The 13,794-nt window shown below is 66.7% G+C and carries 12 protein-coding genes; all 12 read right to left on the bottom strand.

Going from position 1 to position 13,794, the window contains the following annotated elements; all coding sequences use genetic code 11:
• Positions 1-23 precede the first annotated feature (23 nt).
• Positions 24-1,454, bottom strand: a complete 1,431-nt coding sequence (murC, locus tag C8J44_RS08635; protein WP_121904191.1) for a UDP-N-acetylmuramate--L-alanine ligase — start codon at positions 1,452-1,454, stop codon at positions 24-26.
• Positions 1,451-2,593: an undecaprenyldiphospho-muramoylpentapeptide beta-N-acetylglucosaminyltransferase gene (gene murG / locus C8J44_RS08640; RefSeq protein ID WP_121904192.1), complete on the bottom strand. Its 1,143-nt coding sequence runs from the start codon at positions 2,591-2,593 to the stop codon at positions 1,451-1,453. Before murG ends, murC begins: the two co-directional genes overlap by 4 nt.
• The gene (locus C8J44_RS08645) at positions 2,590-3,771 is read right to left on the bottom strand and encodes an FtsW/RodA/SpoVE family cell cycle protein (RefSeq protein ID WP_060526809.1); all 1,182 of its coding nucleotides are present in this window, start codon (positions 3,769-3,771) and stop codon (positions 2,590-2,592) included. Before C8J44_RS08645 ends, murG begins: the two co-directional genes overlap by 4 nt.
• 59 nt (positions 3,772-3,830) lie before the next feature.
• Positions 3,831-5,231 (bottom strand): UDP-N-acetylmuramoyl-L-alanine--D-glutamate ligase, encoded by a 1,401-nt coding sequence (gene murD / locus C8J44_RS08650; RefSeq protein WP_121904193.1) that lies wholly within the window; start codon positions 5,229-5,231, stop codon positions 3,831-3,833.
• Positions 5,228-6,298, bottom strand: a complete 1,071-nt coding sequence (mraY, locus tag C8J44_RS08655) for a phospho-N-acetylmuramoyl-pentapeptide-transferase (protein WP_056051331.1) — start codon at positions 6,296-6,298, stop codon at positions 5,228-5,230. The genes murD and mraY overlap by 4 nt, the downstream gene beginning before the upstream one ends.
• On the bottom strand, positions 6,299-7,690 hold the full coding sequence (gene murF, locus C8J44_RS08660; protein ID WP_121904194.1) for a UDP-N-acetylmuramoyl-tripeptide--D-alanyl-D-alanine ligase: 1,392 nt from the start codon (positions 7,688-7,690) through the stop codon (positions 6,299-6,301).
• A 127-nt stretch (positions 7,691-7,817) separates the two neighbouring features.
• Positions 7,818-9,233 (bottom strand): UDP-N-acetylmuramoyl-L-alanyl-D-glutamate--2,6-diaminopimelate ligase, encoded by a 1,416-nt coding sequence (locus C8J44_RS08665; protein ID WP_121904195.1) that lies wholly within the window; start codon positions 9,231-9,233, stop codon positions 7,818-7,820.
• 10 nt (positions 9,234-9,243) lie between these two features.
• Complete coding sequence (locus tag C8J44_RS08670; protein ID WP_121904196.1) at positions 9,244-10,962, bottom strand: penicillin-binding protein 2; 1,719 nt, start codon at positions 10,960-10,962, stop codon at positions 9,244-9,246.
• On the bottom strand, positions 10,959-11,648 hold the full coding sequence (locus tag C8J44_RS08675; RefSeq protein ID WP_121904197.1) for a hypothetical protein: 690 nt from the start codon (positions 11,646-11,648) through the stop codon (positions 10,959-10,961). The genes C8J44_RS08670 and C8J44_RS08675 overlap by 4 nt, the downstream gene beginning before the upstream one ends.
• Complete coding sequence (gene rsmH / locus C8J44_RS08680; protein ID WP_121904198.1) at positions 11,645-12,610, bottom strand: 16S rRNA (cytosine(1402)-N(4))-methyltransferase RsmH; 966 nt, start codon at positions 12,608-12,610, stop codon at positions 11,645-11,647. The genes C8J44_RS08675 and rsmH overlap by 4 nt, the downstream gene beginning before the upstream one ends.
• Positions 12,607-13,134, bottom strand: coding sequence for a division/cell wall cluster transcriptional repressor MraZ (locus C8J44_RS08685; RefSeq protein WP_183128744.1), 528 nt, complete (start codon positions 13,132-13,134; stop codon positions 12,607-12,609). Before C8J44_RS08685 ends, rsmH begins: the two co-directional genes overlap by 4 nt.
• 353 nt (positions 13,135-13,487) lie before the next feature.
• Positions 13,488-13,757, bottom strand: a complete 270-nt coding sequence (locus tag C8J44_RS08690) for a hypothetical protein (protein WP_259466782.1) — start codon at positions 13,755-13,757, stop codon at positions 13,488-13,490.
• Between the last annotated feature and the right edge of the window lie 37 nt (positions 13,758-13,794).

The following is a 13,794-nucleotide window of genomic DNA, read 5'->3' on the forward strand; positions in this document are numbered from 1 at the left end:
GGGGAGGATTTGCGACGCGCCACTCACGCCAGCACCTTAGCGCGCTCGGCCGCGATCGCATCGGCCAGACCGGCCGCCCACTTCGTAATGTCGCCAGCGCCAAGACACACGACCATGTCATCAGCCTCGATCGTCGCCGCCAGCTCCACCGCGAGCGCGTCCGCATCAGCAACAACACCCGCAAACCGGTGCCCGCGCCGCTTCAACCCCTCGACCAAAGCCGCCGCATCGACACCTTCGACCGGCGCTTCGCCCGCAGCATAGACAGGCGTCACCAACACCCGATCCGCGTCGTTGAAGGCCGTCTGAAAATCCTCCATCAGATTGCCAAGCCGCGAATAGCGATGCGGCTGCACCACCGCGATCACGCGCCCCTTCACGCCCTCGCGAGCCGCCGCCAACACCGCCCGAATTTCGACCGGGTGATGCCCGTAATCGTCGATGATCGTCACGCCCCCGCCTTCGACGGCCACTTCGCCAACCTTAGTAAACCGCCGCTTCACGCCGCCGAACTTGGCGAACCCCTGCTGGATCGTCGCATCCGCGATCCCGAGCTCCAGCGCCACGCCGATCGCCGCCAGCGCGTTCTGCACATTGTGACGACCCGGCATCGGCATCTCGATTCCCGAGATCGTCCGCGTCGCACCGTCGCGCTCGCGCACCACGCAGTCGAAGCGGTTGCCGCCAGGGATCGGCGTGACTTCCACGCCACGCACGTCCGCCTGCGCCGAGAAACCATAGGTCACGACCCGACGATCGCGCACCCGCGGCAGGATTCCCTGCACCTCCGGATGATCGAGGCACAGCAGCGCCGCGCCGTAGAAGGGCACGTTCTCCACGAACTCGACGAACGCATCCTTCACCGCGTCGAACGAACCGTAATGATCGAGATGCTCGGGATCGATGTTAGTGACGACCGCGATGGTGCCGTCGAGCCGCAGGAAACTGCCGTCGCTCTCGTCCGCTTCCACGACCATCCAGTCGCTCGCGCCCAATCGCGCATTCGACCCGTAGCTGTTGATGATCCCGCCATTGATGACCGTCGGATCAACGCCACCCGCGTCGAGCAACGCCGCCACCATCGATGTCGTCGTCGTCTTGCCATGTGTGCCGGCAATCGCGACGGTCGACTTCAGCCGCATCAGTTCCGCCAGCATTTCCGCTCGCCGCACGACCGGCACGCGTGCGTTCAAAGCCGCCTCGACCTCCGGGTTGGAGCGCACGATCGCGGTCGAGACGACCACCACCGCGGCGTCGCCGATGTTCGACGCGGCATGGCCGATCGCCACCGGAATGCCCTTGTCGCGCAACCCCTGCACGACATAACCCTCGGCGACGTCCGAGCCCTGCACGCGGTAGCCGAGGTTCTTCATCACCTCGGCGATGCCCGACATGCCGATCCCGCCGATCCCGACGAAGTGGATCGTGCCGATATCCGTTGCGACGCCCTTCATGCGAACTGCGCCTTGGGCTTGGAGGGCGCACCGACCGGAATCCGCGACAACGGTGCATCCAGGCTCTCGACCAGATCGGCCAGATCGCTCGCCGCGTTCGGCCGTCCGCAACTCCGCGCGCGTCCCGCCGCGTTCTGCAACGCCGCCGGATCGAGCCCGAGTTTCTGCATCTGCTTGGCCAGTTCCACTGCGGTAAAGTCTCCCTGCGCGATCGTCCGCGCGCCGCCCGCCCGCGTGATCTCGCGCGCGTTCACGGTCTGGTGGTCGTCGGTCGCACCCGGCAGCGGCACTAAAATAGCCGGCCGGCCTGCCGCGGTCAGTTCCGAAATCGTCGAAGCGCCCGCGCGTGCAATTACCAGATGCGCCCAGGCCAGTTGCTCGGGCATATCCGGCAGATACGTCGCCAGCTCGGCCGGAATATGATGCTCGGCGTACTTGGTACGCACCGCGTCGATATCCTCGATCCGCGCCTGATGAGTCACCTGCAACCGCCGCCGGAACGTCACCGGCAGCATCGCCAGACCATCTGGCACGACCTGCGACAGGATGCTCGCCCCTTGGCTGCCGCCGGTCACGAGCACACGGAAGATGCCGTCCTCCTCCAGCAACGGATACGGCCGCGAGCGCAGCGCCAGCACCGCCTCCCGCACCGGATTGCCGACCAGATGCGCCTTCCCCAGCAGCTTCGGCGCGAGGCGTTCGGTCGGCTCGGACGACGTCGCGATCGCGTCCACGCGCCCCGCGACGAAGCGGTTCACGCGCCCCAGCACCGCGTTCTGCTCGTGCACCGCAGTCGGAATCTTGTCCGCGAACGCCGCCAACAACGCTGGCAATGCAGGGTATCCGCCAAAGCCGATCACCGCGGCGGGCTTGAACGTCCGGTACAGCTCGCGCGCCATTGCCCGCCCGCGCCACATCTCGCGCGTGGCCCGAGCCCAGCCAAGCGGCCCGCCGGTAAAGCGTCCCGCTGGCAGGACATGCGTCTGGATATCCTCGAACAGCCCCGGAAACCGCACGCCGCGCGCATCGCTGACGAGCGCGACACGGTGGCCGCGCTTGGTCAGTTCAGCCGCGAGCGCCGCTGCCGGGACCATGTGTCCACCCGTGCCACCGGCTGCGAGGACGTAATGCTTACTCATTCACCACTCCAGCGGACGACATAGGGGCTCCGCGTGAGAAACGGATTGCGCCGGGTAAACGCCAGCAGCAACCCCATGCCGACCGACAACGCAATCATCGACGACCCGCCATAGCTGATGAACGGCAGCGTCATACCCTTAGAGGGCGCGAGGCCGGTGTTGACCGCCATGCTGACCAGCGCCTGCGCACCGAACTGCGTGGCGAGGCCGGCGGAGGCCAGCAATTTGAATTCATCCTGCTCGTCCAGCAGCTTGACGAACACGCGCACCACGATCGCAAGGAAGATCACGGCGATCACCGAGCACGCGATCAAGCCGAATTCCTCGCCGATCACCGAGAAGATATAGTCGGTATGCGCCTCGGGCAGCCCGAACTTCGCCGCGCCTGCGCCCGGCCCGGTCCCGGTCCAGCCACCCGCGGTCAGCGTGTTATGTGCGGCATTCGTCTGGAAATGGTCGCCTGCGCCCTCGCCCTCGACACCCGGAAACAGGAACGCATCGATCCGCGACCGCGCCACGCCGTAGAACACATAGGCGGCGATCAGCCCGGCCGGCGCCATCGCGACGAGGCCGAGCATCACCTTGGCCGGCGTCCCCGCGATCATCAGCAGCGCCATCCAGACCGAGCAGAAGATGATCGTCTGGCCGAAATCGGGCTGGAGCATCAGCAGCACAGCCACGCCCGCGGTCATCGCGCCGGTGATCAGCACCGTCGGCAGCTCGGCATCCTTCGCCCGCAACGACAACAGCCACGCGACCGTGACGATGAACAGCGGTTTCAGGAACTCGGAAGGCTGGAACTGTGCGAACCCGACGCCGAGCCAGCGGCGTGCGCCATTCGCCTCGACCCCGATGAACGGCGTCACCATCAGCATCAGCACGAACAGCGCACACCCGCCAATCGCCATCCGCCGCGCCATCGAGACGGGCATCATCGACACGCCGAACAGCACGGGGAGCGACACGCCGACCCACATCAACTGCCGCCAGAAATAGTAGAGCGGCGCGATCTTGTGGTGCTCGCCCGAATAGCGGACTGCGCTCGCCGGCGACGCCGCCGCCACCGCAATCAGCCCGATCGCGATCAGGAACAGCGTCAGCAGCAGCAGCATCCGGTCGATATCCCAGAACCACGTGCCGAGCGGCGACTGATCGCCCCGCCCGCCGCGCCGCTTCATCTTCGCGACGATGCTGGTCTTCGGTGTGCCCATGTCAATGGTTCCAGCGCGGATATCGGTCATGCCAGCGACTCCACCGCAGCGCGGAACGCGGCCCCGCGCGCTTCGTAATCGCGAAACTGGTCGAAGCTAGCACAGGCGGGGGACAACAAAACAGTGTCGCCCGGCTTGGCGTTTGCGGCAGCAGTGCGGACCGCTGCGTCCAACGTACCGACGTTCTCGACAGCCATGAAGTCTTTCAGGATTTCAGCGAATTTCGGGCCAGCCTCGCCGATCGTGTAGGCGCGAACGACGTGACCGAAGGCAGGTTTGCACGCGTCGAGGTCGTCGCCTTTCGCGCGGCCGCCGACGATCCAGTGGACCCGGTTGAACGCGGCCAGCGCCGGCGCGGTGCTCTCGGGATTGGTCGCCTTGCTGTCGTCGACATAGGCGACGCCGCCGTACGAGGCGATCTGCTCCATACGATGCGGCAGGCCCGTGAAGCTCGTCAGGCCGCGGTCGATATCCACTTCGCTCACGCCCAGCGCCTTGACCACGGCAATCGCGGCGAGTGCGTTCTGGGCGTTGTGCGGGCCCTGGAGCGTCGGCCAGTTGCTCTGATCCATGCACACGCCCGGGGCGATCTTGGTCAGGTGCTCGCCCTTCGCCGACAGCCCGCGCGCGATCTCGGCGGACAGCGTGTCGCCGATGCCGATGACCGCGTCATGCTCGGCCGACTGCATCGCGAACAGCCGCGCCTTGGAAGCGGCATAGCCTTCGAAGCCGTCGTAGCGATCGAGATGATCGGGCGTGATGTTGAGCAGCACCGCGACGTCGCAATCGAGCGTCTGCGTCAGGTCGATCTGGTAGCTCGACAGTTCGAGCACGTAGACGCCGCCCTCGGGGAGCGCTTGCTGCTCGAGGATCGGCAGGCCGATATTGCCGCCCATCAGCGTGGGGACGCCGGCTGTCTTGAGGATGTGGTGGACGAGCGCGGTGGTGGTCGACTTGCCGTTGGTGCCGGTGATGCCGACGACTCTGTGCGGAGGGAGGTCGGCTCGGGCTTGGGCGAAGAGTTCGATGTCGCCGATGACGGGGACGCCTGCCGCACGCGCGGCGGCGGCGAGAGGATGCGTGTTCAGCGGTACGCCCGGCGAGACGACAAACGCGTCGAAGGCCGAGAGATCATCCAACGGAGCGACGATCAAATCCTCCCCGGCACGGGGAGGGGGACCGCCAGCCGCAGGCTGGTGGTGGAGGGGGGCATCCGCAAGCGAAACGCCTGGAACAGCCCCCCCTCCACCAGCAGAGCTGGTCCCCCTCCCCGTACCGGGGAGGATTGCGTCACGCTTCACCTCGTCGGAGTCCCAAGCGACAACGCTCGCCCCACCAGCAACAAGCGCCCGCACCGTCGCAGCCCCAGACCGCGCCAACCCCAACACCGCATAGCGTTTCCCGCGCCAGGCCTCAGCAACAATCACCGCAGCTTCAACGTCGAAAGGCCGACCAGCGCCAGCACCAACGCAATGATCCAGAAGCGGATCACCACCGTCGCCTCGGCCCAGCCGAGCTGTTCGAAATGATGGTGGATCGGCGCCATCCGGAACACGCGCTTCCCGGTGCGCTTGTAGAAGAACACCTGGATGATCACCGACAGCGCCTCGATCACGAACAGCCCGCCGATGATCCCCAGCACGATCTCGTGATGCGCGACGACCGCGATCGTCCCCAGCGCGCCGCCCAAAGCCAGCGACCCGGTATCGCCCATGAACACCGCAGCCGGCGGCGCATTGAACCACAGGAATGCGAGCCCCGCGCCGACGATCGCCCCGCAGAATATCGCCAGCTCACCCGCGCGAGGGACGTGCGGGATACCAAGATAGTCCGCGAACTTCACGTTTCCGACCAGGTACACGATCACCATGAACGCGACGCTGGCGATGATCACCGGCATCGTCGCCAGCCCATCGAGGCCGTCCGTCAGGTTCACCGCATTACCGAACGACACGATCGTGAACGCCGCAAACACCGGGAAGAACCAGCCAAGATCGAGGTACATGCGCGACGTGAACGGCAGATACAGATGCGGGCCGTTCTGCGACATGATGATCGTCGCGGCGACACCGGCAATGATGAACTCGAGCAGCAACCGCGTGCGCCCGCTGATCCCCGCGGTGCTCGCCTTGCGCACCTTGTCATAGTCGTCGAGAAACCCGATCGTCCCGAACCCGAGCGTCACGAACAGGCACGCCCAGACATACGGATTGCTCAGGTCCATCCACAGGAAGATCGCGAGGCACATCGAGGTCAGGATCATCAGCCCGCCCATCGTCGGCGTCCCGCGCTTCGACAGATGCGACTGCGGGCCGTCGGCGCGGATCGGCTGGCCCTTGCCCTGCCGCACGCGCAGCCAGCCGATGAACTTCGGCCCGATGATCAGGCCGATGATCAGCGCGGTCGCGACCGCGCCACCGGTCCGCACCGTCTGGTAACGGATGAGGTTCAGCAGGCCGGGAAACCCCAGATGCTCGGCGAGCCAGTACAACATTCAGTTAATCCCGCCTTTGAGGCCAGCCTGGAGACCCGCCACGACGCGCGCGAGGCCAACCCCGTTCGATCCCTTGACGAGCACGACATCGCCCGGCGCCAGGATCGTCCGTAACGACGCGAGCGCGGCCGCAGCGTCGCCCACATGGACGGTTTCGATCTGTCCCTCAAGCACCTGCGCTAACGGCGCCATCGCTTCACCGACCAACAGCGCCATTTCGACGCGAGCGGCGAGAATGGGCTCGGCGAGGCCGGCGTGATAGTCGTCGGAGCCCTCACCCAGTTCGCGCATTTCGCCGAGTACCGCGATGTGGCGGCCCGGCTCGTGGCTGAGGACGCTGAGCGTCGCGCGCATCGAGGCTGGGTTGGCGTTGTAGCTTTCGTCGATCACAAGCGCCTGGCCTTCGCCAACGGTAACCAGCGACCGTGCGCCACGACCTTGCAGCCCACCAAGCTCAGCCAGCGCGAGCCCAGCCAGCCCGAGATCACTGCCGGCCGCCTGCACGCACGCCAGCACGCCAAGCGCATTAGACACCCAATGCGCGCCGGGCTGCGCGATCGTGAAGCTCAGCTCATGCTCCGCCCCCTGCCCCATCCGCGCGGTGACGAACGTCCCGCCGGTCGGCAGCCGCATCGCCTCGATCGCGCGGACGTCGGCGCCTTTCTCGCTGCCCAACGTGACGATGTGCGCGGCATGCGGCGCGGCGTGTCCGAGCAGCCGGTCGCGGTGCGGGCTGTCATAGGGCACGATCGCAGTCCCGTCCGGTTCGAGGCCAGCGAAAATCTCGCCCTTTGCGTCGGCGATCGCGCTTTCGTCGGCAAAGAACGCGGTATGCGCCGGCGCGATCGCGGTGATCATCGCGATATGCGGCCGCACGAGCAGCGTCAGCTCGGCGAGTTCGCCCGCATGGTTCATCCCCATCTCGAACACGCCAAACTTAGCGTCGCGCGGCATGCGGGCGAGGCTGAGCGGGACGCCGGTATGGTTGTTGTAGCTCTTGACCGAGCGATGCACCTCGCCGGGCGCCGCGCGGTCGAGGCAGGCGAACAGCGCTTCCTTGGCACTGGTCTTCCCAACCGACCCGGTGACACCGATGATCTTCGCACCGCTCCGAGCCCGGCTCGCCCGCCCAAGCGCCTGCAACGCGATAAAGCTGTCCTCGACGAGGACGTGCGGATGATAGCAAGGCTCCGACACGATCGCCCCCGCCGCGCCCTGTGCGAAGGCCTGATCGAGGAACAGGTGCCCGTCGCTGGCCTCGCCCTTCATCGCAATAAAGAGGTCGCCGGGGCCAACCTCCCGCGAGTCGAACGCGACGCCACTGACGGCGAAGTCACCAGACGCCACACCACCGGTAGCCGCTGCGATCTCGGCCGAAGTCCACAGACTCACTGCCCCCCTCCCGCCTGCGGGAGGGGTCGGGGGAGGGGCTGACCAAACAAAGCGGACGCCAGTACGTACGTCGCGCCCTCCCCTAGCCCCTCCCGCAAGCGGGAGGGGAATGACGATGCCGTGCCCTTCACGCCGCGCACTCCCGCGCGACGGTCACATCATCGAACGGCAGCACCATGTCGCCGACGATCTGCCCCTGCTCATGCCCCTTGCCGGCGATCAGCACGATATCCTCGGGCCCAGCCTCGCGCACAGCGGCCCCGATCGCCGCCCGCCGGTCGCCGATTTCCTCAGCCCCGCGCGCGCCCTTCAACACGTCGCAGCGGATCGCCCGAGCGTCCTCGGTCCGGGGATTGTCGTCGGTCACGATAACGCGGTCGGCGTGTTGCACCGCGACCTGCCCCATCGTCTCACGCTTGCCGGTGTCGCGGTCGCCGCCAGCGCCAAACACCACGATCAGTTTACCACCAGCGTGCGGTTTGAGCGCAGCGATTGCTGCTTCGAGCGCGTCCGGCGTATGCGCGTAGTCGACATACACCGGCGCACCCGACTTCGCGATCACGGCGCGTTCCAGCCGCCCGCGGACCGGCTGCAACCGCGCGAGATTGGCGATCGTCGCGGCCACATCGCCGCCGGTCGCGATCACCAGTCCCGCCGAGACCAGCGCGTTCGCTGCCTGGTATGCGCCGATCAGCGGCAAGGTGACCTTGTACGTCTGGCCCTCCGCCTCGATCGTCAGCCCCTGCCCAAGCAACGTCGGATCGCGCCCTACCAGCCGCAACGTCTCGCCCTGCGTCCCGACCGTAATGAGCCGATTGCCGCGTTCGCGGGCCAGGTCGATCACCCGCGCCGATTGTGGATCGTCCGCCCACACCACCGCGGCCCCGTCGGTCGACAGCACTTCGGAGAACAACCGGATCTTGGCAGTGAAATACGCCGCCATGTCGCCGTGATAGTCGAGATGGTCGCGGCTGAGGTTCGTGAACGCCGCGGCAGCCACTTTCAGCCCCTCCGTGCGGTACTGCGTCAGCCCGTGGCTGGAAGCCTCGAACGCCAGATGCGTAACACCCTCACGTGCAAGCCCCGCCACGTTCGACAGGAACGTCACCACGTCCGGCGTCGTCAGCCCGGTCGTCACCCGCTCGTCGGCCGTCGTAACCCCCAGCGTCCCGATCGACGCCGCATGAAACCCCGCCATCCGCCAGAGCTGCCGAGTCATCTCGACACACGACGTCTTGCCGTTGGTCCCAGTGATCGCCACCGACGTCTCAGGAAATGGCGCGAAGAACTTCGCGGCCAGTTGCGCGAACCGCTCGCGGGGATTGTCATCGGCGATGTAGGTGGCGCCCTCGACCGTCAGCCCCGGTCGCGCAACCACCGCGATCGCACCAGACCGGATCGCATCCGCCACGAAATCCTCGCCGTTGACGCGCGCGCCTTCGAACGCGCCGAACACCGTGCCCGGCGCGACCTTGCGGTGATCGATCGCGAACCCCGTCACCTGCGCCTCTTCCGTCCCGTCGGTCAGCGCTGCGAGTTTCATGCAATAGTCCTCATTGCCCGGTCGGCTGTGTACGCGACGGGTCCTGCCACAAAGTCGGCAGGATGTCAGACACGTCGATGTCGCGGTGCGCGTCCGGCACCACGCCCAGGATCGCACCGACGCGCGAGATCGTCCGGCCGACCACCGGCGCGGTATTCCACGCCGCGGTCTTCCACCCGGCGGTTTCCTTCGTGCCGAGCGGCGAATCGAGCATCGCCAGTACGACATAACGCGGCGCATCCATCGGGAATGCCGCGGCAAAGGTCGCCACGTTGCGCGAATGATCGTAGCCGCCCGAGACGGCAGCCTCGGCCGTCCCGGTCTTGCCACCGACGCGGTAGCCCGGCGCATCGCCCTTGCGACCCGTGCCGCGCTGCACGATCAGCCGCAGCATCTGCCGCATCCGCGCGCTGGTCTGCTCGCTGATCACCCGGCGACCGGCAACCGCATGACCCGGCGCAACCTTCAGCAACGTCGCCGGCCGCCAGATCCCGCCATTGACCAGTGCGGCGTACGCGCTCGCCAGATGCAGCGGGGTCACCGCGATGCCGTGGCCATAGGCGGTGGTCATCGTCGTCGTCCGCGCCCAGTATTTTGGCCACAACGGACGGCCCTTTTCGCGCAGTTCGATATCGGGCTTGGTATCGAAGCCAAGTTTCTTGAACATCGCCTGCATCTTCGCGGGCCCGACCTCGTCGGCCACACGTGCGGTGGCGATGTTGGACGAGTAGATCAGTGTCTCGGCCATGTTCAGCCAGCGCTTGGGATCGCCGCGCTCGTCATGGATCGTGAAGCGCCCGACCTGGAGCGGATGCGTCGCATCGAAGCGCCGCGCGAACGATGTGACGACACCCGTGTCCATCGCGGTCGCCATCGTGATCGGCTTGAACGTCGAGCCGAGCTCGAACACGCTCTGCGTCGTGATGTTGCGAAGCTGTTCGCTGCCCGACATGCCGACGCGGTTGGGGTTGAAGGTCGGCAACGAGACCATCGCGATCACTTCGCCGGTCGCCACGTCGAGGACGATGCCGCCAGCCCCTCGCGCGGAAAACGTCGTCATCGCGCGGCCGAGTTCGCTCTCCATCGCCGCCTGGACGCGGTTGTCGAGCGACAGCGCGACGGGCGTGCCGTTGAGTGCAGGATTGGTCAGCCGCTCGTCGAGCACGCGCTCCATCCCGCTCATGCCGTGGCCCGCGGTCGACAGGAAGCCGAGCGCATGCGCCGCCATCGTCGATTGCGGGTAGAGCCGCTGCGTATCGCGGTCGAACACGATCGCGGGCTCGCCGATCGCATTGACCTGCTCGACCAAAGCCGGCGACGCGCGCCGCTGGAGATAGATGAAGCTCTTGCCCGACGTCAGCAGCGCATAATAATGCGCCTGGTCGCCCGCTTCCGGCATCAGCGCGGCAAGCTTGCTGGCGATCTCGGTCGGATCGCCGATCAGCTTCTTCGGGTGCACCGCGATCGTCCACGCATCGATCGTCCGCGCGAGCGGCGCGCCGTTGCGATCGACGATGTCGCCGCGCGCCGCGATCACCGCCGAGCGCGCCTGCGGATCGGCGAGCGACGCCTGCACCGCCAGCATTCCGAGCCGCCCGACCACCACCAACACCGCCGCCCCGAACAGGAACATCAGCATCATCAGGCGCGTGTGCGCCGTCGCCACCAGTGCATGACGCTGGTTGGCGCTACGTTGCTGCGAGACGGGCCGGGCGACCAAGGCGGTCACCGCCGCTTACGGCTCTCGGAGCGGGCGCCGCTCATGATGTCACCCAGCGTCGTGTCGGACAGGAGCTTGCGGTCGAGCATCGCGACCGCCTGCGGACGGACCTTCGCGACGGCGGCGAGGCGCTCTGTCTTGGCGGCGCGGACGAGTGCGACCTCGGCGGACCGCGGCGTCGACACCGACGCGCGGATCACGACCGGCTTGAGCGCAGTCTTGGACGCAGCCTGGATCGCAACGTTCATCGCGCGCGGTGCGCTAACCTGCGCCATCTGCACTGGAGCAAGCTTCACCACGGCAGGAGCAGCGGTGACCGGCACGATCGACGTGGAGACGACGGACCCCGCCCCCGACGGCACCAGCAACGCGGCGGTCTGGACCCCGTCCGCGCGCAGGCTGTTGACGTCGAGCGCCGCGAGCGCGGCCTCGCTCACGACGAACTGGCCGGCAGTCGGCGCCGACAGCGCCAGCGTGTCGCCGTTCCAGCGCTCGAGCTGGGCCAGGTTGCCCCGCGTGTCGAACTCGGTTTCCAGCGCGCGGATGTCGCGCTGCGCGGAGCGGATCTGACCATTGACCGCCTCCAGCTTCTTGCGCTCGGCGGCGACCTGCAGCGACACGAGGTAGAAACCGAGCACGACGGCCACGCAGCCCCCGAACCAGCCCACACCCTTCATCCGATACGCCGCCGTCATGTCGTCACCTCTTCCGTCCAGGGTTGCGCGGAGGTCCGCCGCGCCGTCCGTAATGTCGCCGAGCGCGCACGCGGGTTGCGTGCGATCTCGGCCTCGCCGGCGCGAACGCCGCGGCCGACATGAGAAAAACTAGGTTCCGCAACGGCTTTCACCTGCGGAAGATGACGCGAACCTGAAGGAGAGCCCCCAGACCGCGTGCGCAGGAAGCGCTTCACCATCCGGTCCTCGAGGCTGTGAAACGTCACGATGGCCAGGCGGCCACCGGGCTTCAACACGCGTTCGGCCGCCAGCAACCCGTCGGCGAGTTCGCCAAGCTCGCGGTTCACATGGATCCGGATCGCCTGGAACGCGCGGGTCGCGGGGTCCTTCTTGTCGTGTGCCTTGTAGCCGAGCGCACGGCGGACGATGTGCGCCAGCTCGCCGGTCCGCGTCAGCGGACGCGCCGCGACGATCGCGCGCGCGACACGCCGCGACTTGGGCTCGTCGCCGTACTGGTACAGCACGTCGGCGATCTCGTTCTCGTCCGCCTCGTTGACGAAATCGGCCGCAGACATGCCGGCCTGCGCCATCCGCATGTCGAGCGGGCCATCCGACTGGAACGAGAAGCCGCGCTCGGCCTGGTCGAGCTGCATCGACGACACGCCGATGTCGAGCGTCACACCATCGACCGGCGCGAGGCCGCGCGCTTCGAGTTCGGACGCCATCGCCGAGAAGTCCGCAGCGATCAGCGTCAGACCTTCTTCGGCTTCTTCCATCGCGCGACCATTGGCGATCGCGTCGGGATCGCGATCGAACGCGACGATCCGCGCACCCGACTTGAGCAGCGCCAGCGTATAGCCGCCCGCACCGAACGTGCCGTCGACCATCGTCTCGCCGGGCTCGGGGGAAAGCGCGGCCAGGACTTCGTCGAGGAGTACCGGGATGTGTGGCGCGGATGTATCGAGAACGGGGGGACTGCTCACAGCTGCACCCCCTTCTCGGCCATGTAGAAGCGCGCCATCTCCTTGACGACGGTGGGCATGCCGTCGGTGACGATCAGCGTCGCGGGGTCCCAGATCTCGATATAATCGAGCACGCCGTAGAAGAACGCATGACCCTTGATGCCCGCATAGAAGCGCGGGAACGCAGGCATGATGAAGCGACCGGAGCCGTCGAACGGCACCGCTTCGCCCGACGCGGCGGCGCGCTTGATGTTGTAGTCGTATTCGCCGTTCTCGGACGTGTTCTCGGATTCGCGACGATCGAGGCGCTCGGCGAGGATGTCGACGTAACCGGGATCGTACGCGACCAGGCAGCGATTCTTCTGATGCGCGCCGATGATGATGGTCCCGCCGTCCTTGCCGTTCGCCTTGGGCGCATTTGCCGAAAGCGTGGTGCGGAGCGCCGAGGGGATGGCTACCCGGCCCTTGTCGTCGACAAGGCCGATACCGTCTCCTTGATAGCGACCACGCACCGACACGCCAAAACCCTTCGAAATGGCGCACATGATTCACCGTCCCGAGCCGCGACCCTCGTCGCGCCTCGACCGCAGCAATCGCCGACGGTGAAACATGCCCCTGTATTAATCTCCATCTACCATAGCGGACTGGGGACGCAACGGGATTTTTGGGGATTGGACGGAATCCATGACAGGTTTCGTCGACCAAATCGGGGAAAATTGCACCCCACACCGCGGATTAACGCGCCGTTAGGGACGTTCGGCTGGGGAATTCCGGGGATCAGGCACAATCGGCGGTTCGAACGGGCAGCCTCGATGGGCACGCGCGAATGTTCAACGCGCCATGGATCGTGTCCGGCGATGTGCAATCATCGATGTCCAATCAAGGGCAGCAATCGGCCTCAGCGAGTCGGGCCTTGACCATTTGCACTGGGAGCGACGCCCATTTCGGCCAGGGGTTCGGTGGGATCGGCAGCGTCCACGCTATTCGTCACGCCCATGTTGGCCACCACGTCTGGCTGGGCGGCCCCTACCGCCGCAACCGGCCGCTCGCGGCTTGCAGAGCCGATGATCGCGCTGGCCAGCCCGATCAAAAGCACCACGGCCGCAAGGCCGATCAGGCCGACCTTAATGCGCTGCATGCGCTGATAGGGATCGTTGGGTGACTTCATCTTGTCGCGTTCCGATACCCGACCATCGTCCCGCTGT

This window comes from Sphingomonas sp. PP-CE-3A-406 (assembly GCF_003688625.1).
In the GTDB taxonomy this organism is placed as follows: Bacteria; Pseudomonadota; Alphaproteobacteria; order Sphingomonadales; family Sphingomonadaceae; genus Sphingomonas.